Source organism: Streptomyces sp. CBMA152 (assembly GCF_014596475.1).
Taxonomy (GTDB): Bacteria; Actinomycetota; Actinomycetes; order Streptomycetales; family Streptomycetaceae; genus Streptomyces.
This window is the reverse complement of record NZ_MECJ01000035.1, coordinates 35,331-54,678: the sequence shown is the minus strand read 5'-3', so window position 1 is coordinate 54,678 and position 19,348 is coordinate 35,331. Positions and strand designations below refer to the sequence as shown.

At 69.4% G+C, this 19,348-nt stretch carries 17 protein-coding genes; 5 read left to right on the top strand and 12 right to left on the bottom strand.

The annotated features are described in order from the left end of the window. Positions 1-27 precede the first annotated feature (27 nt). A complete protein-coding gene (locus BG418_RS36655; protein WP_188278432.1) occupies positions 28-3,846 on the top strand; it encodes a multifunctional oxoglutarate decarboxylase/oxoglutarate dehydrogenase thiamine pyrophosphate-binding subunit/dihydrolipoyllysine-residue succinyltransferase subunit in 3,819 nt (1,272 codons plus the stop codon). A gap of 77 nt (positions 3,847-3,923) precedes the next feature. On the opposite strand, the gene BG418_RS36650 is transcribed toward BG418_RS36655, so the two are convergent. Further along, entirely contained in the window at positions 3,924-4,097 is a 174-nt protein-coding gene (locus tag BG418_RS36650; protein ID WP_188278431.1) for a DUF6191 domain-containing protein, read from the bottom strand. A gap of 146 nt (positions 4,098-4,243) precedes the next feature. Beyond that, positions 4,244-4,933 carry a hemerythrin domain-containing protein gene (locus tag BG418_RS36645; protein WP_188278430.1) on the bottom strand — a complete coding sequence of 230 codons (690 nt, stop codon included), beginning with the start codon at positions 4,931-4,933 and terminating at the stop codon, positions 4,244-4,246. 319 nt (positions 4,934-5,252) lie between these two features. Here BG418_RS36645 and BG418_RS36640 point away from each other — a divergent pair, with 319 nt between their 5' ends. Then, positions 5,253-5,966: a gamma-glutamyl-gamma-aminobutyrate hydrolase family protein gene (locus BG418_RS36640; protein ID WP_223185975.1), complete on the top strand. Its 714-nt coding sequence runs from the start codon at positions 5,253-5,255 to the stop codon at positions 5,964-5,966. Between the two features lie 238 nt (positions 5,967-6,204). On the opposite strand, the gene BG418_RS36635 is transcribed toward BG418_RS36640, so the two are convergent. Beyond that, positions 6,205-6,666, bottom strand: a complete 462-nt coding sequence (locus BG418_RS36635) for a carboxymuconolactone decarboxylase family protein (RefSeq protein ID WP_188278429.1) — start codon at positions 6,664-6,666, stop codon at positions 6,205-6,207. 559 nt (positions 6,667-7,225) lie between these two features. Between BG418_RS36635 and BG418_RS36630 the strand changes: the two genes are divergently transcribed. The 3 genes from BG418_RS36630 (at position 7,226) to BG418_RS40680 (ending at position 9,186) form a co-directional block, all read left to right on the top strand. Next, positions 7,226-8,050 carry an AfsR/SARP family transcriptional regulator gene (locus tag BG418_RS36630; RefSeq protein ID WP_188278428.1) on the top strand — a complete coding sequence of 275 codons (825 nt, stop codon included), beginning with the start codon at positions 7,226-7,228 and terminating at the stop codon, positions 8,048-8,050. An 86-nt stretch (positions 8,051-8,136) separates the two neighbouring features. Continuing rightward, on the top strand, positions 8,137-8,958 hold the full coding sequence (locus tag BG418_RS36625) for a BTAD domain-containing putative transcriptional regulator (protein ID WP_188278427.1): 822 nt from the start codon (positions 8,137-8,139) through the stop codon (positions 8,956-8,958). A 93-nt stretch (positions 8,959-9,051) separates the two neighbouring features. Next, positions 9,052-9,186 carry a hypothetical protein gene (locus BG418_RS40680; RefSeq protein ID WP_262928638.1) on the top strand — a complete coding sequence of 45 codons (135 nt, stop codon included), beginning with the start codon at positions 9,052-9,054 and terminating at the stop codon, positions 9,184-9,186. A gap of 113 nt (positions 9,187-9,299) precedes the next feature. Here the strand turns inward: BG418_RS40680 and BG418_RS36620 are convergent, their stop codons facing one another. The 9 genes from BG418_RS36620 to BG418_RS36580 all read right to left on the bottom strand — a co-directional run bounded on the left by BG418_RS36620 (position 9,300) and on the right by BG418_RS36580 (position 19,317). Next, the gene (locus tag BG418_RS36620) at positions 9,300-10,772 is read right to left on the bottom strand and encodes an FAD-dependent monooxygenase (protein WP_188278426.1); all 1,473 of its coding nucleotides are present in this window, start codon (positions 10,770-10,772) and stop codon (positions 9,300-9,302) included. Positions 10,773-10,833: 61 nt separating this feature from the next. Next, a complete protein-coding gene (locus BG418_RS36615) occupies positions 10,834-11,835 on the bottom strand; it encodes an alpha/beta fold hydrolase (RefSeq protein WP_188278425.1) in 1,002 nt (333 codons plus the stop codon). A 102-nt stretch (positions 11,836-11,937) separates the two neighbouring features. Continuing rightward, a complete protein-coding gene (locus BG418_RS36610; protein ID WP_188278424.1) occupies positions 11,938-12,774 on the bottom strand; it encodes an NAD(P)H-binding protein in 837 nt (278 codons plus the stop codon). Positions 12,775-12,914: 140 nt separating this feature from the next. Continuing rightward, complete coding sequence (locus BG418_RS36605) at positions 12,915-14,402, bottom strand: FAD-dependent monooxygenase (RefSeq protein WP_188278423.1); 1,488 nt, start codon at positions 14,400-14,402, stop codon at positions 12,915-12,917. 214 nt (positions 14,403-14,616) lie between these two features. Continuing rightward, entirely contained in the window at positions 14,617-15,033 is a 417-nt protein-coding gene (locus BG418_RS36600) for a pyridoxamine 5'-phosphate oxidase family protein (RefSeq protein WP_188278422.1), read from the bottom strand. Between the two features lie 155 nt (positions 15,034-15,188). Next, complete coding sequence (locus BG418_RS36595; protein WP_188278421.1) at positions 15,189-16,694, bottom strand: MFS transporter; 1,506 nt, start codon at positions 16,692-16,694, stop codon at positions 15,189-15,191. A 366-nt stretch (positions 16,695-17,060) separates the two neighbouring features. Beyond that, on the bottom strand, positions 17,061-17,945 hold the full coding sequence (gene sigJ, locus BG418_RS36590) for an RNA polymerase sigma factor SigJ (protein ID WP_188278420.1): 885 nt from the start codon (positions 17,943-17,945) through the stop codon (positions 17,061-17,063). Positions 17,946-18,101: 156 nt separating this feature from the next. Next, a complete protein-coding gene (locus BG418_RS36585; RefSeq protein ID WP_188278419.1) occupies positions 18,102-18,560 on the bottom strand; it encodes a carboxymuconolactone decarboxylase family protein in 459 nt (152 codons plus the stop codon). A 46-nt stretch (positions 18,561-18,606) separates the two neighbouring features. Further along, positions 18,607-19,317, bottom strand: a complete 711-nt coding sequence (locus tag BG418_RS36580) for an SDR family oxidoreductase (RefSeq protein ID WP_188278418.1) — start codon at positions 19,315-19,317, stop codon at positions 18,607-18,609. Between the last annotated feature and the right edge of the window lie 31 nt (positions 19,318-19,348).

The following is a 19,348-nucleotide window of genomic DNA, read 5'->3' as shown; positions in this document are numbered from 1 at the left end:
GTGAAGCGGAAGAGGGCGGTTGCCGCCGTGTCGTCTCAGTCCCCCAGTAATTCGAGCGTCTCGACCGACCAAGACGGGCAGGGCAAGAACCCTGCAGCCGGCTTCGGTGCCAATGAGTGGCTCGTCGACGAGATCTACCAGCAGTACCTCCAGGACCCCAATTCGGTCGACCGTGCCTGGTGGGACTTCTTCGCCGACTACAAGCCGGGTACGCCCGGTACGGCGGACAAGCCCGTCGCGGGAAGTGCTCCCGCCGCAGCCGCGGGGGCTGCGGTAGCCACCCCTGCCGCTCCGGCCACCCCGGCTCCGGCCCCGGTCGCCCCGGCACCGGCACCCGCCGCTCCGGCTCCGGTCGCGCAGCCCGCGGCCGCCGCCCCGGCGCCGGCTCCGGCCCCGGCTCCCGTGAAGGCCGCTCCGGCGCCCGCCGCGAAGCCCGCCGCAGCCCCCGCCAAGGCCGCCCCGGCGACCGAGGCCCCGGCCGGCCCGGAGTACGTGACGCTGCGCGGCCCCGCCGCCGCGGTCGCGAAGAACATGAACGCCTCCATCGAGGTCCCCACGGCCACGTCCGTGCGCGCGGTCCCGGTGAAGCTGCTCTTCGACAACCGCATCGTCATCAACAACCACCTCAAGCGCGCCCGCGGCGGGAAGATCTCCTTCACGCACCTCATCGGGTACGCGATGGTGCAGGCCATCAAGGCCATGCCGTCGATGAACTACTCCTTCGTGGAGAAGGACGGCAAGCCGACCCTGGTCAAGCCGGAGCACGTGAACTTCGGCCTCGCCATCGACCTGGTGAAGCCCAACGGTGACCGCCAGCTGGTCGTCGCGGGCATCAAGAAGGCCGAGACGCTGAACTTCTTCGAGTTCTGGCAGGCCTACGAGGACATCGTCAAGCGCGCCCGCCTGGGCAAGCTGACGATGGACGACTTCACGGGCGTGACGGTCTCCCTCACCAACCCGGGCGGCCTCGGCACCGTGCACTCCGTGCCGCGTCTGATGCCCGGGCAGTCGGTCATCATGGGCGTCGGCTCGATGGACTACCCGGCCGAGTTCCAGGGCACCTCCCAGGACACCCTGAACAAGCTGGGCATCTCCAAGGTGATGACCCTCACGTCGACGTACGACCACCGGGTCATCCAGGGCGCCGCCTCCGGCGAGTTCCTGCGCGTCGTCGCGAACTTCCTGCTCGGCGAGGAAGGCTTCTACGACTCGATCTTCGAGTCGCTGCGCATCCCGTACGAGCCGGTCCGCTGGCTCAAGGACATCGACGCCTCGCACGACGACGACGTCACCAAGGCCGCCCGCGTCTTCGAGCTGATCCACTCCTACCGGGTCCGCGGCCACGTCATGGCCGACACCGACCCGCTGGAGTACCGCCAGCGCAAGCACCCCGACCTGGACATCACCGAGCACGGCCTCACCCTGTGGGACCTGGAGCGGGAGTTCGCGGTCGGCGGTTTCGCCGGCAAGACCCTGATGAAGCTGCGCGACGTCCTCGGCGTGCTGCGCGACTCGTACTGCCGCACCACCGGCATCGAGTTCATGCACATCCAGGACCCCAAGCAGCGCAAGTGGATCCAGGACCGCGTCGAGCGCCCGCACTCCAAGCCGGAGCGCGAGGAGCAGCTGCGGATCCTGCGCCGTCTGAACGCGGCGGAGGCGTTCGAGACGTTCCTGCAGACCAAGTACGTCGGTCAGAAGCGCTTCTCCCTTGAGGGCGGCGAGTCGGTCATCCCGCTGCTCGACGCCGTCATCGACAGCGCGGCCGAGTCGCGTCTGGACGAGGTCGTCATCGGCATGGCCCACCGCGGCCGTCTGAACGTGCTGGCCAACATCGTCGGCAAGTCGTACGCGCAGATCTTCCGCGAGTTCGAGGGCAACCTCGACCCGAAGTCGATGCACGGCTCCGGCGACGTGAAGTACCACCTGGGCGCCTCCGGCACCTTCACGGGCCTGGACGGCGAGCAGATCAAGGTCTCGCTCGTCGCCAACCCCTCCCACCTGGAGGCGGTCGACCCGGTCCTGGAGGGCGTCACCCGCGCCAAGCAGGACGTCATCAACAAGGGCGGCACGGACTTCACGGTCCTGCCCGTCGCCCTGCACGGCGACGCGGCCTTCGCGGGCCAGGGCGTGGTGGCCGAGACCCTGAACATGTCGCAGCTGCGCGGCTACCGCACCGGCGGCACGGTCCACATCGTCATCAACAACCAGGTCGGCTTCACCGCCGCCCCGGAGTCGTCGCGCTCCTCCATGTACGCCACGGACGTGGCCCGCATGATCGAGGCGCCGATCATCCACGTGAACGGCGACGACCCGGAGGCCGTGGTCCGCGTGGCCCGCCTGGCCTTCGAGTTCCGCCAGACGTTCAACAAGGACGTCGTGATCGACCTCATCTGCTACCGCCGCCGCGGTCACAACGAGGGCGACAACCCGCAGTTCACCAACCCGCAGATGTACAACCTGATCGACAAGAAGCGCTCGGTGCGCAAGCTGTACACCGAGTCGCTCATCGGTCGCGGCGACATCACGCTGGAAGAGGCGGAGCAGGCGCTCCAGGACTTCCAGGGCCAGCTGGAGAAGGTCTTCGCGGAGGTCCGCGAGGCCACCTCGGCGCCGGGCGAGGTCCAGGCGACCGACCCGCAGGCCGAGTTCCCGGTCGCCGTCGCCACCGCGGTCTCCCAGGAGGTCGTGAAGCGGATCGCCGAGTCGCAGGTCAACATCCCCGAGCGGATCACCGTCCACCCGCGTCTGCTGCCCCAGCTGCAGCGCCGCGCGGCCTCGGTCGAGGACGGCACGATCGACTGGGGCATGGGCGAGACCCTGGCCATCGGCTCGCTGCTGATGGACGGCGTCCCGGTCCGGCTGTCGGGCCAGGACACCCGCCGCGGCACCTTCGGCCAGCGCCACGCGGTCCTGGTGGACCAGGTCACCGGCGAGGACTACACCCCGCTGATGTACCTCACCGAGGAGCAGGCCCGCTACAACGTCTACGACTCGCTGCTCTCCGAGTACGCGGCGATGGGCTTCGAGTACGGCTACTCGCTGGCGCGTCCCGAGTCCCTGGTGATGTGGGAGGCGCAGTTCGGCGACTTCGTCAACGGCGCGCAGACGGTGGTGGACGAGTTCATCTCCTCCGCCGAGCAGAAGTGGGCCCAGACGTCCGGCGTCACGCTCCTGCTGCCGCACGGCTACGAGGGCCAGGGCCCGGACCACTCGTCCGCGCGCCCCGAGCGCTTCCTGCAGATGTGCGCGCAGAACAACATGACGGTCGCGATGCCGACGCTCCCGTCGAACTACTTCCACCTCCTGCGGTGGCAGGTGCACAACCCGCACCACAAGCCGCTGGTGGTCTTCACCCCGAAGTCGATGCTGCGCCTGAAGGCCGCCGCGTCGAAGGTGGAGGAGTTCACCTCGGGTGGCTTCCGTCCGGTCATCGGCGACGAGTTCGTCGACCCGGCCGCGGTCCGCAAGGTCGTCTTCTGCGCCGGCAAGGTCTACTACGACCTCAAGGCGGAGCGCGACAAGCGCGGCGCGACGGACACGGCGCTGATCCGTCTGGAGCGCCTGTACCCGCTGCCGGGTGCGGAGCTCCAGGCCGAGATCGCCAAGTACCCGAACGCCGAGAAGTACCTGTGGGCGCAGGAGGAGCCGGCGAACCAGGGCGCGTGGCCCTTCATCGCCCTCAACCTGATCGACCACCTGGACCTGGCGGTCGGCGCGGACGTCCCGCACGGCGAGCGCCTGCGCCGCATCTCGCGCCCGCACGGCTCGTCCCCGGCGGTGGGCTCGAAGAAGCGCCACGAGCAGGAGCAGGAGCAGCTGGTGTCGGAGGTCTTCGACGCGTAGCGGTTCGACGCGTAGCGGTTTACGGAGGGCCCGTCATCCCGAGCAACTGGGGATGACGGGCCCTCCGGCGTACGGACTCAGTCCTCGTCCGTCTCGTCATCGGGCGGCGGAACCCGTATGAGAACGATCCCACTGGACAGATCTATGGGCCCCTGCCCGGGATCGGCGTCCCCCACCTCGTCGAGCGTGATCTCCAGCCGCTGCCGCTCTTCTTCTTCGTGCCGCTTCCCAGGCATGAAGAACTCGTTCATGGCCGAACCGAACACGAGCGGTCACCTCCGGTATGTGGCTCCGTATCCACATAACGCTGTGAGGGCGCTGTCAGATCCCGATCATGGGAGGGAGATGTGGCGGACGAAGCTCACCCGGGCCCGCTTCGGGACGGTTCACGCACCCCTTACGCCAATCCCAGCGCCTTCTTGCTGTCCAGGTACACCTGGACCAGCTGGGGGCGGTGGGAGCGGAAGGCCTCGGGGAAGCTGGCGAGGATCTCGTCGTAGCCCTCGGCCCGCTGCGGGTCCTCCAGGAGGCCGAAGACCAGGTGGCCGCCGGACTTGGGGCTGCCCTCGGTGATGGCCGTACGGAGGCGGTCGACCTCGTCGGCCGGGACGCCGGGGAAGAGGTCGCGGACGACCGGCTCCTCGGTGTCCAGGTGGCCCGCCAGGATGTCGCGGACCTTGCGGGCCGCCGCCGTACCGGCGTGCGCCGCCTCGACGACCGCGGCGGAGCCGACCTGCTCGCCCGCCTCGTTCGCCGCCGTCAGGAGTTCCACCGCCCGGCTCAGGCCGCCCAGTTCGCGGTCCAGCTCCGCGTGCTCCTCGTTGAGAGTGTCGAACGCCGCCACCGAGTCGGGGTACAGGCCGTGCAGGACGGGCCAGAACAGCTCGTCCTCCGACTCGTGGTGGTGATGGGTGAAGTCGATGAGCCACTGCGTGGTCTCGATGAGTTCCTTGACGCTGACCTGGTCGCCCTCGCCCAGGCGCTCGAACGCGTTCGCCACCAGTTCCGTTCCCCGGCGCAGGATCGCGTGCACGGCGAGGAACTCCTGATACATACGGGCGCCCGGGTTGTCTGTCGCGGCGGTCATGTCGGGTATCCCCCAGTTATTTGGCGCTAATGGACCGATCACTGCCGCGAGGGTACGCAAAAGCTCCGCGCGCCCCATAGGGGTGTTCGACTGCGATCACCCCGCAGTTGAACGCACGCGGTTCACCGGCGCTTTCTCCCGAAAGACGACCGTGTTTCCACCATACCTATTTTTCTATTTCTTCCACAGAGCCCGACTCTGTGCAATTCTTGAGCCAAGCCTCCGTACTCGTTACGGGCATGTTAAGTGCAGTCGAGAAGCACACAAGTGACGCTCCAGTGAAACTCCATTTCGCTGGAATCTGGAAGGACGACATTCGATGACTCGCCCCGTCGTGGCGGTGACCGCCGACCTGTCAACGGTGAATTGGAACATTTGGGGAGATGTACATGTCGCCCTGCTCCCCTGGGAGTATATGGAGAAGGTGCACGAGGCCGGCGGAGCGCCCGTTCTCGTGCCGCCGATTCCCGATGCGGTCGATGACGTGATGGCGCGCGTCGACGCCTTGCTCATGAGCGGCGGCGCCGATATCAACCCCGCTCTTTACGGTGCCGAGCGCGAGAAGTTCACGTTTCCGCCGCACGAGGCCCGGGACACCGCGGAACTCGCGGCGCTCGCCGTCGCCGAGCGGCGCGGGATTCCGGTGCTCGGCGTCTGCCGCGGGCTCCAGCTGATTTCCATCATCCGGGGCGGAACACTCGACCAGCACCTTCCCGAGCATTCGCCCGTCGTGCCCGGAAAGTACGAGCCGCGCGAGATCCAGGTGAAGCCGGATTCCCTGCTCGGCCGCTCCCTCGGGCCGACCGCCACCGTCTACTGCCACCACCACCAGGGCATCGACAAGCTCGGCGCCGGGTTGGTCGCCACCGCCTGGTCGGACGACGGCGTCATCGAAGGCGCCGAGGCCGAGGACCCGTCGGCTCCGTTCCTCGCGGGACTGCAGGCGCACGGCGAGCTGGGCAGCGACACGCTTCCCCTCTTCGAGGCGTTCATCGAGGCCGCGAAGAAGACGCGCGCCGAGCGGGGGGAGTGAGCACCGACACCCCGCGCCGCCCGGTCCGCGAGGCTTCGCCTCGGGGACCGGGCCCCGCGCCGTACGACACGTACAAGCTCGCCGTACGGCACGTACGAACTCGCCGTACGGCACGTACAAAAGCGGCCCGGTCACCGCAACGTCCTTGCGGTGACCGGGCCGCCCGCCGTCGAGCCGTCCGCCCGACCCTGCCGACTGTCGGGGGTGTCAGCCGGCACCAGCAGCTGAACGGGGGTGGTCAGCTGTTGGGGTCGGCAACCTGGCCGATGGCCACGTGCAGACGGTTCCACAGGTTCGCGGTGGCGACCGAGAGGACGATCGCCGCGAGCTGCTGCTCGTTGAAGTGCTTGGCCGCGTCGTTCCACACCTCGTCCGAGACCGCGTCCTCACGGTCGGCAAGGCGGGTGACGGCCTCGGTCAGCGCCAGAGCAGCGCGCTCGGACTCGGTGAAGTACGGCGTGTTGCGCCAGGCGGCGACCGCGAAAAGACGCTCGTCCGAGGTCTCACCGGCGGCCTTCGCCAGACGCGGGTGACGGTCCGCGTTGGAACCGTCGCCATTGATCTGGCTCGCCCGAAGATGCAGCAGCTCCAGCAGCTTTACTTCGACGCCGGGAACTTCCTTGCTGGCCTTTCCAAGGGCCACCAAAGCGTCAATCGCACCAGGCACGACAAAAGCAGGGTGCTTCGCCCGAGCAGTCATGATTGCTCTCCTCAAAAGATCTCAAGTACACGCCGAACACTTCACACGTGACGATGACGCCGGAGGCCGACCGGCCCTGCCAGAACTTCCACACCGGCCGGCTTCCGTCCGTCATACCTCTGACGAAACGTGGCCGATGAATGTGACGGATCCGGGGTGTGACCCACGTCACATATGCGCGGAGGGGGGTGTTCACACTGGGCGCGGCATTAAGGTCCGCGTAAGATCCGGATCCCGGAGTGGGTGGGAGCCGGGCCGAAGTACGGGCGCCGCCGGGCCGGTGAGCAGGGGATCCGGTCGAAATAAGCCGCCACTTCCGGCCGTTCTTTACCCAGAGTCGAGCGGCTTCAATCCGAGCAGAATTCACCACTGCTACAGGATTTTGACAACGCCGTCAGGACTTTGACAGGTACGTCAGATGAGCCACAGGCGGGCTTGCCGCACCGGGTGGGTTCGAGGACATGATCAAACGGGTTGCCGCCGAGGGCCTGCCAGCCGTGCGGACTGTTCTGACCCAATACCCCCTCACCCCCCGCATTTCCCGACTCTGGGGAGAAACATGGACATCGAAGTGCTGGGTGCACTGTCGGTGCGGAAGAACGGGTTGTCCATCGCACCCACCGCTCCCAAGCCGCGGCAGGTGCTGGCCCTCCTCGCCCTGCACGCCGATCAGGCGGTGCCGCTGGCGACGCTGGCAGAGGAACTCTGGGGCGACGCCCCGCCGCGCAGTGCCCGTACCACCGTGCAGACCTATGTGATGCAGCTGCGCGAACTCATCGGCGAGGCGCTGGCGCGCCACGACGAGGAGTCGCGCGGTGCCAAGGACGTTCTCGTCACCCTGCCCGGCGGATATCGCCTGCAGAGCGGTGAAGGCGCCGTGGACTTCCGGGAGTTCGAGCGCCGGGCCACCGCCGGGCACCGCGCCATGGACGCCGGAGACGACACCGGGGCCGCCCGGCTGCTGCGCGATGCCCTGTCCCTGTGGACCGGGCCCGCGCTCAGCGACGTACCCCAGGGCAGTGGGATCCGTACCGAGGTCGAGCGCCTGGAAGAAGCCCGGCTCGCCGCGCTGGACCGGCGGATCGAGGCCGATCTGCGGCTCGGCCGCCACCGCGAGCTGCTGTCCGAGCTGACCGTCCTGGTCAGCCGGTACCCCATGCACGAGTCGCTGCACGGCCAGCTGATGCTGGCGCTGCACCGCTCGGGGCGGCGCAGCGAGGCGCTCGGTGCCTATCAGCGACTGCGCACAAATCTGGTCGCGCAGGCCGGTCTTGAGCCCTCCCCCGCGCTCGGCCGGCTCCAGCTGGCCATCCTCACGGCGCGGCCCGGCGCCGCGGTCGACGGGCCCTCCGTCGCCGAGCGTTTCGTCGCCCGCGCCAGCTGATCCGCAGGGGCCACGGCCCCGGCGGCCTGGTGCCGGGGTGAGACAACGATGTCCGGCGGTACCCGCCGTTTTTCTGAGAGGAAACCGTGAAAATTCAGGTTCTGGGCCCTTTGAGCGCCGAAGTGAACAGAGTCTCCATCGTCCCGACCGCCGGCAAGCCCCGCCAGATCCTGGCGCTGCTCGCCCTCTACCCGGGCCGGGTCATCCCCGTACCGACGCTGATGGAGGAGATCTGGGGGACGGATCTGCCGGCCAGCGCGCTGACGACCCTTCAGACGTACATCCTCCAGCTGCGGCGGCGCCTGGCCACCGCCATGGGTCCCGACGCGCCACTTTCGGCCAAGGATGTTCTGGCCACCCGTTACGGCGGCTATCTGCTGCAGGTGCCGTCCGAGGCCGTCGATGTCCACTCGTTCGAACAGCTGGCAGCGGAGGGCCAGTTGGCGTTCGACGAGGGGAACAACGAGCGGGCGGCGGACTGCCTGAAGCGCGCGCTCGACCTGTGGGAGGGCCCCGCGCTGGTGGACGTGCGGGTCGGCCCGATCCTCGACATCGAGGTGATGCGCCTTGAGGAGAGCCGTCTGGTGGTCAAGGAGCGCCGGATCGACGCCGATCTGCGTCTGGGCCGGCACACGGAACTCACCGCCGAATTAACCGATCTGATCGCCCGTCACCCCCAGCACGAGGGCCTGCACTCGCAGGCGATGGTGGCGCTCTACCGCTCCGGCCGCCAGGCGACCGCCCTCGACGTCTACCGGCGGCTGCGCGGCCGGCTCATCGAGGACCTGGGTGTGGAACCCTCCCCCCAGCTCCAGCGGCTGCACCAGGCGATCCTCTCCGTCGACCCCCAGCTGGACGTCGTCGCGGGCCCCCGCCGCACCTCCACCTTCGACCTGTACGCGGCCTGATCCGGGCCGTGTGCAACCCGGCGGCTCGCCGCGGGGCCGTCGCGCGGTCATGCTCGAACGGCCCGTGCTCGTATCCATGCGAAGGGGGAGCAGATGTACGAGAACAGGGAAGACCGGGAAGCTCATGAACTCCGGCCGGGGGAACTCGTGGCCGTCGCTCCTCCGCTCCGGCTCGCCGGGGCGGAGGAGGACGACATCGAGCTGAACATCGTCCGGGGGATCGACTGATCTTCGCGCTCCAGGACACGGCCGCCGGTAGGTGGTGAACCGACGGCCGTTCCGGCTGTGTACGAACGACGAACGCCCCCCGGCCGACAGGGGGCGCTCTCGTGTGTCCGGGCCTACCGGGCCGTGCCGAACCAGCGCTCAAGGGCGTCCCGCAGCTTGCCGCCGTCGGGCGCGGCCCATACGACGTGTCCGTCGGGGCGGACCAGGACGGCCTCGGGGTCCTCGCCGGAGCCGGAGGGGACGTCGGAGGGGACCCAGCTGCCGGTCACCACGTCGACGCGGTCCGACCAGCCCTCGGCGAGCTCCGCCGCCTCGGCCGAGTCCCCGTTGGTGATGAGCACACCGCGCGCGGTGTGCAGGAGCTCCGCGACACGGAGCCGACCGCCGTCGGCGAGCTCGACCTCGCGGTCGGGCGACAGCCGCAGGCCGAGCAGCGGATGGCCGCTCGCGCCGACCTCGTACCGTACGTCCAGGCCGCTGACCTGACCGGCCAGGTGCCGGGCCACGTCCGGGGATTCGACCAGCTCGCGCATCACCGCGCGCAGCGGCTCCATCTCGTCGCCGGTGAGGTAGAGGCGGGTCTGGGCGCGGGTGTTGCGCATCAGCTGCTCGCCGACCGGGTGGCGCTCGGACTGGAAGGTGTCGAGCAGGCCATCGGGCGCCCAGCCGTTGATGGCCGCGGCCAGCTTCCAGCCCAGGTTCACCGCGTCCTGGACGCCGACGCTCATGCCCTGCGCACCGGCCGGCATATGGATGTGGGTTGCGTCCCCCACGAGGAAGACGCGGCCCTTGCGGTACTCGGAGGCCTGGCGGGTGGTGTCGGTGAACGAGCTGATCCAGCGCACCTCGGCGTGGTGCAGGGACTCCCCCGTCATGGTCTGCCACGCGTCCGCGACGACCTGGAAGGTGAGCTGGCTCTTGTCCTCGTGCGGGCGCAGCTTCTCGTCGTGGATGACGATCCGGTCGACGCCGTTCTCCAGGTTGAACGCCATCACCATGCCGCCCGGCACCTGCTCGCCGATGGGCCGCTGGCGCACCCCGGCGCCGACCAGGTCGGCCATGTACATCCCACGGGTGGCGTCCCAGCCGGGGAAGTCGATCCCGGCGGTCTTACGGATGACCGAGCGGGCGCCGTCGCAGCCGACGAGGTACTGGGCCTCCTCCTCGCCGGGCCCGTCGGGGCCCTCGAAGGAGACGACGACGCCGTCCTCGGTCTCGGTGAAGCCGGTCACCTCGTGGTTGCGGTGGACCGCGACACCGAGTTCGCGCAGCCAGTCCTCCAGGATCTCCTCGGTCCGGAACTGGGGTACGCCCCGGACGCTGAAGTGGTTGTCGTCCAGCTTGGAGAAGTCGATGCGGACGCCGCCGAAGTGGCCCTGGGCCCACTCCACGTCGCCGAACCGGGCGAGCAGTCCGCGCTGGTCGAAGACCTCGGCGGCGCGGCGGGTGAAGCCGACGCCGCGCGACTCGCCACTGGGGGCGGGCAGCCGGTCGTAGACGGCCACGTCCACGCCGCCGAGCCTGAGCTCACCCGCGAGCATCAGCCCGACGGGGCCCGCCCCGACGATGATCGCTCCCTTAGCCATGTGCGTACTCCTCAGATATCGGGTCCTGGACCCACGAGGTCGTGGACCGGCGGGTCATGGGTCAGACGAAGAACTCCAGGAACTCCCGGAGCACGCGCTCGGGCGCCTCCTCCTGGAGGTAGTGCACGGTGTTCTCGAACCGCACCACGCGTACGTCCGTCGCCAGCCTCGGCAGCGTCTCCACGTACGCGGTGTAGCTCTGGTCGGAGGCCAGGCCGAGCAGCGGCGGGGTGAGCTTCGGATACGTCTTGAGGTCCTCGATGTCCTGCGCGAAGGCCTGGTACCAGCCGTTGGCCGCGCGGATGCCGTCCGGGGTGTCGTAGGTGCGCGCGTACACGTTCCGGTCGAAGTCGGTGACCAGGGACTGGTCGTGGAGCGAGTTCGCCAGGAACCAGTCGATGAGGTGCCGGGAGCGGCCCTGGATCAGCTGCTCGGGCAGCCCGTGCACCTGGTTGAAGGCCCACCACCACAGGTTGAAGGGGCCGCCCGGGCGCTGGAGCAGCGGGACCTGGTAGAAGCTCTCGTCGGGGTGGAGGGTGTCCAGCATCGCCACCTTGCGGGTGGCGGCCGGGTGGTTGGCGGCGAAGCTGAACGCCACCTTGGCACCGATGTCGTGGCCCGCGATGAAGGTCTCGCGATGGCCGAGGTGGCGCACGAGCTCGTGGATGTCCCGCGCCATCGTCTTCTTGTCGTAGCCGCCCTGGGGCTTGTCGGAGCCGCCCTGACCGCGCAGATCGACGGCGATCACCCGGTAGCGGCGGGCGAGCGCCGGCATGACCTTGCGGTACGACCACCATGTCTGCGGCCAGCCGGCGACCAGGACCAGCGGAGCGCCGTGGCCGCCGGCCACATAGTGCAGCCGTACGCCGTTGACGTGCGCGTACTGGCTGCGGAAACCGCCGGACAGCGACCGGGCCAGCTCCGCGTCGCCCGGGACGTGGCGGCGCGGGGTGGGCGAGGCGGAAGCGGCCGAGGCGGGGGTGGCCGAGGCGGCGGACCCGGCCACCGCGAGGGCGGCCGAACCGGCGCCCATGGAGATCATCTTCCTGCGGTCCAACGACATGGTGTCAGTCCTGCCTGTGTGCGGGTCCCTGCGTGGGGGGACTGTTGCTGTCTGGGATGCGTGGGGGGGGTCGCCGTCGGCTGCCGAGGTCAGCCGTCGCGCTCAGCCGCGGAACGGACCCGCGTACTCGTGCGCCCACTCGGTGAACGGGCGCGCCGGGTGGCCGGTCAGCTGCTCGACGTCGCCGGTGAGCGGGACCGGGGAGGCGCTGGCCGCCCACAGCTCCAGGAGCGCGTCGGCGATGTCGCCCGGCATGAAGTCGGGCTTGTTGGCGCGCCACACGGCCGGGGGGACCTCGGCGACCGGGATGGAACGCCCGGCGGCGGCCTCGATGGCCTTGATGTGCTGGGTGAAGGTCAGTGCCTCGGGCCCGGTGAGGTGGTACGAACGGCCGCCCAGCGACGGGTCGGTGAGGACCGCGAGCGCGGCCTCGGCGACATCGCGCTCGTTGATCGGGTCGGCGTAGCTGTTCGGGTACGGCAGGCCGACCGTGCCCCGGGCCTTGAGCTGCCAGGCCCACGGCATCGCGTTGCTGGCGAGCGCGCCGCAGTTCAGCGGGGTCGAGGTGATCGAGGAGGCGGCGAGCGCCTGCTCGACGGCCAGGTGGGGCGCGGCGATCGGGTTGACGGCGGCGTCGGGGCGCAGCACCGCGTCGGCGGACATGACGACGACATGCCGGACACCGGCTGCCTCGGCCTGCGCCACGAACGCGTCGATCGCGGCGGGCTCGCAGTACAGGAAGACCGAGGTCACCCCGGCGAGGGCGGCCGGGAAGTCGTTCGGGTCGTCGAGCGCGAGCTTCACGGACGCGACGCCGTCGGGCAGCGTCAGCTTCTCGGGGCTGCGCGAGCCCGCGCGCACGGCGACGCCCTGCTCGTGCAGCAGCCGTACGAGGTGCGCGCCGACTTTGCCGCTGCTGCCGGTGACGAGGACGGTCATGGTGAGTTCCCTTTCGGAGGTGTGTGGTCGGGGGTACGGCTGGGGCCTGCCGCGCGGGGACGGCAGGCCCCGTGACCGGTCCGGCGGGTAGGCGCCGGACCGGTCGGCCGGCAGTGGCGGCGGTGCTGCAACGACAGCTTTTATCCGGCCACTTGAGCCGCGCCGAACCACCGCTCAAGCGCGTCCCGCAGCTTGCCGCCGTCGGGCGCGGCCCAGATGACATGTCCGTCGGGGCGGACCAGGACGGCCTCGGGGTCGTCGTCGGTGGCCACGTCGGAGGGGACCCAGCTGCCGGTGACCACGTCGACGCGGTCCGACCAGCCCGCGGCGAGCTCCGCCGCCTCGGCCGAGGCGGCGGAGGTGATCAGGACACCGCGCCCCGGGTGCAGCAGCTCCGCGACGCGGACCTGGCCGCCGTCGGCGAGCGCGACCTCGCGGTTCGGGGCCAGGCGCAGCCCGAGCAGCGGGTGACCGGTCTCGTCGGCGTCGACGTCGTAGCGGACGTCGAGGCCGCTGACCAGGCCCGCGAGGTGGCGGGCGGCGTCCGGGATCTGCACGAGCTCGCGCAGCACGGCGCGCAGCGGCTCCATCTCCTCGCCGCTGAGGTAGATCAGCGACTGGGCGAGCGTGTTGCGCAGCAACTGCTCGCCGATGGGGTGGCGTTCGGCGTGGTAGGTGTCGAGGAGGTCGTCGGGGGCCTGGCCCTTGATGGCCGCCGCCAGCTTCCAGCCGAGGTTGACGGCGTCCTGGAGGCCGACGCTGACGCCCTGCGCGCCGAGCGGCGCGTGGTCGTGCGCGGAGTCGCCCGCGAGGAAGACGCGGCCCTTGCGGTAGTGGGTGGCCTGGCCGGTGGCGTTGGTGAGCGCGCACATCCAACGGGCGCTGGCGCCGTGGATGTCCTCGCCGGTCATGCGCTCCCAGGCGTCCGCGAGCTCGGAGAACTTCAGCTCGCCCTCGCCGTGGTGCGGGCGCACCCCCGGCTCGTGGATGACGATGCGGTCGATGCCCGGCTCCAGGGTGACCGAGAGGACCATGCCGCCGCCCTCGATGCGCTCACCGATGGGGCGCATCCGCAGCCCGGCGCCGACCACGTCGGCCAGGTACATCCCGCGCGTCGCGGGCTCGCCCGGGAACTCGATGCCCGCCAGGCGGCGGATCGTGGAGCGCCCGCCGTCGGTGCCGACGAGGTACTGGGCCGCCTCCTCGCCCGGGCCGTCGGGGCCCTCGTACTGGACGACGACGCCGTCCTCGGTCTCCCGGTAGCCGGTGACCTCGTAACCCCGGCGCACGGTGACGCCGAGCTCCTCGACCCATGCGCCCAGGGTCTCCTCGGTACGGGACTGGGCGAGGCCCATGATGCCGTAGTGGCTCTCGTCCAGCTGGTCGAAGTTGATGCGGACCCCGCCGAAGTGGCCCTGCTTGCCCCAGCGGATGTCACCGAGCTTCGTCAGCAGACCGCGCTGGTCGAGCACTTCGGCGGTACGTCCCGTGAATCCGAGGCCGCGCGATTCCCCACTGGGAGCCGGCAGCTTGTCGTAGAGGGCGACCTCCACACCGGCAAGGCGGAGTTCGCCGGCCAGCATCAGTCCGACCGGACCGGCACCGACAACAATTGCGCCCTGGGTCATATTCGCACTCCTCGTGCAGATGGATGACATGGATCAGCCGATACGGGCGATGCTGGCACGTTCCACCTGAGTACGACTCAAGTCCGCAGCTCAGAGGCACAACAAAACGTGGCACCACCGGAATTGCCTTCCGGTGGTGCCACGTGTGGGATTCGGCGCGCTCAACTCATGTGACGTAAAAGTGAATTACGCGTGACGTATGACGCACGGGTGCTCACGTATTGAGACTGATCACCTTGTCGACCGCTATTTCCAGGACCACCCGGCCCGGGGGACTGGGCGGCTGCTGCCAATAGCGCTTGGCATAGCGCTGCACGCCCGCGGACACCCGCTGCGGGTCCTGCGACACCAGTCCGGTGCCCTCCAGGCTGACCCAGCTGAAGCCCTCCACCTGGCACAGCACGGCACGTGAGCCCGGGTTCGCCAGGACGTTGCGGGCCTTGCGGGAGGTGGCGACCGTCATGACCCGGGCGAGCCCCGACGCCGCGTCCCAGGTGAACCGGACGGGCGCCACATGCGGCGAGCCGTCGGGCCGCAGGGTGGTGAGCGTGGCGACGAGCGGTTCGGCGAGGAACGCCTCCACCGAGGCGGAGACCTCCGGCGCGCTCGTGCGCCCTCGGGGCTGCGACATAGGGGTCCGTTCCTTCCAGGCTGCTCCGGCGCGGTCCCGATGTCCCCGGAACCGGCCCCAGTTGTGGCGCGTGGCGCTCCTCCGGCTCGTACCGGAGGAGCGCCACGGCCTGCCCGGCCCTATGCGGCGGGCGGGCTTTCAGAAAGTGGTCGGTGTTACTTGACGCCCGCGTCCTCGGGAGCGAGCTCCGGCTCGGCGGTGCCGTGGGCGTGCGCCGAGCTCATGCTGTTCGCACCCTTCGGCATGAAGAACAGGGCGACGAGCAGCGCGGTGAAGCCGAGGATCGCGGCGGACAGGAACGCGTGGTGGTTGGCCGTGGCCTGGACCTCGTGGATCTTGGCGGGGTTGCCGCCGGTCTTGGCCAGCTTGTCCTCAAGACCGTTGTACGCGATGGTCGCGATGACGGCGAGGCCGAGGGCGCCACCGGCCTCCTGGCTGGTGTTGATGAGACCGGCACCGATGCCGGCCTCCTCGTCCGAGATACCGACGAACGCGGCGATCTGCAGCGTCACGAAGACCATGCCGCAGCCGAGGCCGAGCAGGACGAACGCGGGCAGCAGGTGCGTCACGTACGAGGCGCCGGCGCCGGTGCGCCACAGGATCAGCAGACCGGAGGTGGTCAGGGTGAGACCGACCGCGAGCACCGGACGGGCGGCCATCTTGGTGATCATGCCGGAGGCGGCACCGGCGCCGAACGCCACCGCGACCGCGAGCGGCACGTAAGCGAAACCGGCCTTCATCGGGGAGTAGCCGAACGCCTGCTGCATGAAGAGGCTGGCGAAGAAGAACAGGGCGCCGAAGGTACCGAAGACCAGGACGGCCGAGAGGTTGGCGATGCGCATCGTCTTGAGACGGAAGACGCGCAGCGGCATCATCGGCGCCTCGACCTTCATCTCGATGACGAGGAAGGAGATGAGGAGAACGGCGACACCGATGAGGCTGCCGATCGTACGGGCGGTGCCCCAGCCGACGTTGATGGCCTCACCGAGGGTGAAGATGAGGAGCAGCATGCCGGCCGTCAGGGTCGCGGCGCCCGCGAAGTCGAAGCGCTGACGCGGGGCGTCGGACTTGCTCTCGGGCAGGATCCGCGGGGCGAGGACGACGACACCCAGGCCGATCGGGACGTTGATCCAGAAGATCCACTCCCAGCCCGGGCCGTCCGCGAGGACACCACCGAGCATCACGCCGACGATCGAGGCGATACCGGCGAGCGAACCCCACACACCAAGGGCCTTGTTGCGCTCGGGGCCCTCGGCGAAGGTGTTGGTCAGGATGGAGAGCGCGGCGGGGGCGATCATCGAGGAGCCGAGGCCCTGGAAACCACGCGAGGTGATCAGCATGGCGGCGTTCTGGGCGAGACCCGACGTCAGCGAGGCCAGCGCGAACACCACGAAGCCGGTCATCAGCAGGCGCCTGCGCCCGAAGGTGTCGGCGAGCCGTCCGTTGAGCAGCAGGAAGCCGCCGAGAACGGTGGAATACGCGGTGACGATGTAGTTGAGACTGACATCGGACATGTCGAGCCCGTCCTGGATGGACGGCAGAGCCAGGTTCACGATCGACACGTCGAGGAAGACCATGAACTGGCCCAGGCACAGGAATGCCAGGATCACACCGGGCTTGACGCCCGTTCCCGGCCTCGCGGTTGAGTCGGCGGCAGCCATTACGAGACTCCTAAGCTATACAGGATCGAGTGGGTGAGAGCGCCCCCGGCTTGGCCGAGTGGCTGCCGGACACAACCGGGTCCGGTTACGGAACGCCGCCCGAGAGTTCTGTTCCGGACGCGGGCCGAACGTGTCAAAGGCTGCTCTCCATCAGGGGATGTACGGGCGCCCCCGAACGAGGGCGACGGACGTCCCGCCGGTGCTGCCCCCTCGGAGCACCGGCCCGGACTAGTCCGTCACCCATATGACGGATCCCGCTGAGCAAATGTGACCGTTGGACGAAAATAAGTTTCGGCGCACGGAAAGGCCCGGTCCCGCCGAAGCGGTCCCGGGCCTTCTCACCTGCGGTTATACGAATCCCATACGTCAGCTCGCGAGGAGCTCCAGATCCAGTGCCTTGAGGTGCTCGGGGTCGGTGATGACCTCGATCTCGGTGATGACCGAGTCGCCGAAGCCGAAGCTCATCACGCGGAACGTGTCGCGGCCCTGGTCGGCGACGACGCCCGGGCTGCCGTTCACCAGCGCCTGCTGCGCGGACTGGGCGAACTGCGCGAAGGTGAGCGCCTGTCGGGCCACGGCCTGGGCGCCGCGCAGCACGGTGCCGGCGCCCGGACGGTCCGCGAAGGCGTCGGAGCGGGCCACCACATCGGGGTCGAGCACCGCGACCAGGGCCTCGAAGTCACCGCCGCGCGCGGCGGCGAGGAACGCGTCGACCACCTGCCGCTGCCTGCTCAGATCGGGGTCCGGCACGGGCTCGGCGCCCTGGACGCGGCGGCGGGCCCGGCTGGCGAGCTGGCGGGCCGCGGCGGGGCTGCGGTCCACGATGGGCGCGATCTCCTCGAAGGGCACCGCGAACATGTCGTGCAGGACGAACGCGAGCCGTTCGGCGGGCTCCAGCGTCTCCAGGACCACCAGCAGGGCGAGGCCCACCGAGTCGGCGATGAGCGCCTGCTGCTCCGGGTCGCCCGCGTCCTCGGGGGCCAGCGCCGGCTCGGTGACCTGGGCTTCCAGCGGGTCCTCGCGCCGGGCGCGGCGCGAGCGCAGCATGTCCAGGCAGACCCGGCCGACGATGGTGGTCAGCCAGCCGACCAGGTTCTCGATGTCGTCGGTCTCGGCGCGGCTGAGCCGCAGCCAGGACTCCTGAACGGCGTCGTCGGCCTCGCTCACCGAGCCGAGCATCCGGTAGGCCACCGCTCTGAGATGGCTCCGGTTCTCCTCGAATCGCTGCGCCAGCCAATCGCGCTCGTCCATGTCACTTCCTTCGAATCGCGTTCCGTCATAGCCATGACGAACGAAACCCGGCCGTTGTGACAACGTCCGTTCCCGGTGGGTCCGTTCGCCGGTCCCACCGGCCGGGCCACTGTCGCACACCGCCGGGCGCACGGCCCGGCGGTGTGCGGCGCGGCTTCACCAGGCCTGGCCGGCCTGCTGCTTGGTGGAGGCGTTGAGGCGGTTGAACAGGTTGACCACACCGATCTGGAGGACCAGGGCGGCCAGCTGCTGCTCGTCGTAGTGCTTGGCCGCCTCGTTCCACACGGCGTCCGGCACGGCGTCCTCGCGGTCGGCGAGCCGGGTGACGTGCTCGGCAAGGGCCAGGGCCGCGCGCTCGGCGTCGCTGTAGAACGGCGTCTCGCGCCAGGCACCGACCGAGAAGATCCGCTCGTCGCTGACACCGGCCTTCTGGGCGGCCTTGGCCGAGGCGTCGAGGCAGGGGCCGCAGCCGTTGATCTGGCTGGCCCGCAGGTGGACCAGTTCAAGGGTGGCCTCGTCGACACCGGCCTTACGGATCGACTTGATCAGGCCGAGGATGGCCGTCATCGAGTCGGGCAGGACCTGGGCCGGGTTGCTCATGCGGGGAGCGGACATCGTTATCTTCCTTAAAACGAACGGGTGTTGAGCGAAGCAGTCTTGCTTACCAAGGCAGTGTGCCCTGGTCCTGGGAGAAGGTGGCGGTCGGGCCGTCCGCGTCGAGGGTGGCGAGCTTCACGGCGATCGCGGCGCCTTGAGCTGCCGACTTGTAGCCCTCGCCGCCGGTGATGTCGGTACGGCACCAGCCCGGGTCCACCGCGTTGACCTTGATCGGGGTGTCCCGCAGCTCCTTGGCGTACGCCACCGTGATCATGTTGAGCGCGGTCTTCGAGGAGTTGTACGGAAGGTTCACGATCGGGAACGCCGGGTGGCTCTCGTCCAGGGCGTGCTCCATGGAGCCCATCTCGCTGGACTGGTTGACGATCCGGGCGGCGGGCGCCTTGCGCAGCACCGGCAGCAGGGCGTTGGTCACCGCGACCACGCCGAACACATTGGTCTCGTAGATCCGGCGCATGGTGTCCAACGAGGTGGTGCTGGGCCTGCCCTCCTCGTGGGGGACGGTGATGCCCGCGTTGTTCACCAGGATGTCGAGCTTGCCGTACGCCAGGTCGATCCAGGTGGCGGCCTTCCTGATGCTGTCCGGGTCGGTGACGTCGAGCTGGACGAACGCCTGGCCGAGCTCCTCGGCGGCCGCCCTGCCGAGCTTCTCGTCGCGCGCACCGACGATGACGGTGATACCCAGCTCGCCGAGCTGACGCGCGATCTCGAAACCAATTCCCTTGTTGGCACCTGTGACGAGAGCAATTGTTTTCATGGGGGGAATCCTTGCAGTGGAATCTTGAACC

Coding starts and splice junctions, on each gene's coding strand:
- BG418_RS36650 (WP_188278431.1), bottom strand. CDS start 4,097: ATGAACGAGTTCTTCATGCCTGGGAAGCGGCACGAAGAAGAAGAGCGG.
- BG418_RS36645 (WP_188278430.1), bottom strand. CDS start 4,933: ATGACCGCCGCGACAGACAACCCGGGCGCCCGTATGTATCAGGAGTTC.
- BG418_RS36640 (WP_223185975.1), top strand. CDS start 5,253: ATGACTCGCCCCGTCGTGGCGGTGACCGCCGACCTGTCAACGGTGAAT.
- BG418_RS36635 (WP_188278429.1), bottom strand. CDS start 6,666: ATGACTGCTCGGGCGAAGCACCCTGCTTTTGTCGTGCCTGGTGCGATT.
- BG418_RS36630 (WP_188278428.1), top strand. CDS start 7,226: ATGGACATCGAAGTGCTGGGTGCACTGTCGGTGCGGAAGAACGGGTTG.
- BG418_RS40680 (WP_262928638.1), top strand. CDS start 9,052: ATGTACGAGAACAGGGAAGACCGGGAAGCTCATGAACTCCGGCCGGGG.
- BG418_RS36620 (WP_188278426.1), bottom strand. CDS start 10,772: ATGGCTAAGGGAGCGATCATCGTCGGGGCGGGCCCCGTCGGGCTGATG.
- BG418_RS36615 (WP_188278425.1), bottom strand. CDS start 11,835: ATGTCGTTGGACCGCAGGAAGATGATCTCCATGGGCGCCGGTTCGGCC.
- BG418_RS36610 (WP_188278424.1), bottom strand. CDS start 12,774: ATGACCGTCCTCGTCACCGGCAGCAGCGGCAAAGTCGGCGCGCACCTC.
- BG418_RS36605 (WP_188278423.1), bottom strand. CDS start 14,402: ATGACCCAGGGCGCAATTGTTGTCGGTGCCGGTCCGGTCGGACTGATG.
- BG418_RS36600 (WP_188278422.1), bottom strand. CDS start 15,033: ATGTCGCAGCCCCGAGGGCGCACGAGCGCGCCGGAGGTCTCCGCCTCG.
- BG418_RS36595 (WP_188278421.1), bottom strand. CDS start 16,694: ATGGCTGCCGCCGACTCAACCGCGAGGCCGGGAACGGGCGTCAAGCCC.
- sigJ (WP_188278420.1), bottom strand. CDS start 17,945: ATGGACGAGCGCGATTGGCTGGCGCAGCGATTCGAGGAGAACCGGAGC.
- BG418_RS36585 (WP_188278419.1), bottom strand. CDS start 18,560: ATGTCCGCTCCCCGCATGAGCAACCCGGCCCAGGTCCTGCCCGACTCG.
- BG418_RS36580 (WP_188278418.1), bottom strand. CDS start 19,317: ATGAAAACAATTGCTCTCGTCACAGGTGCCAACAAGGGAATTGGTTTC.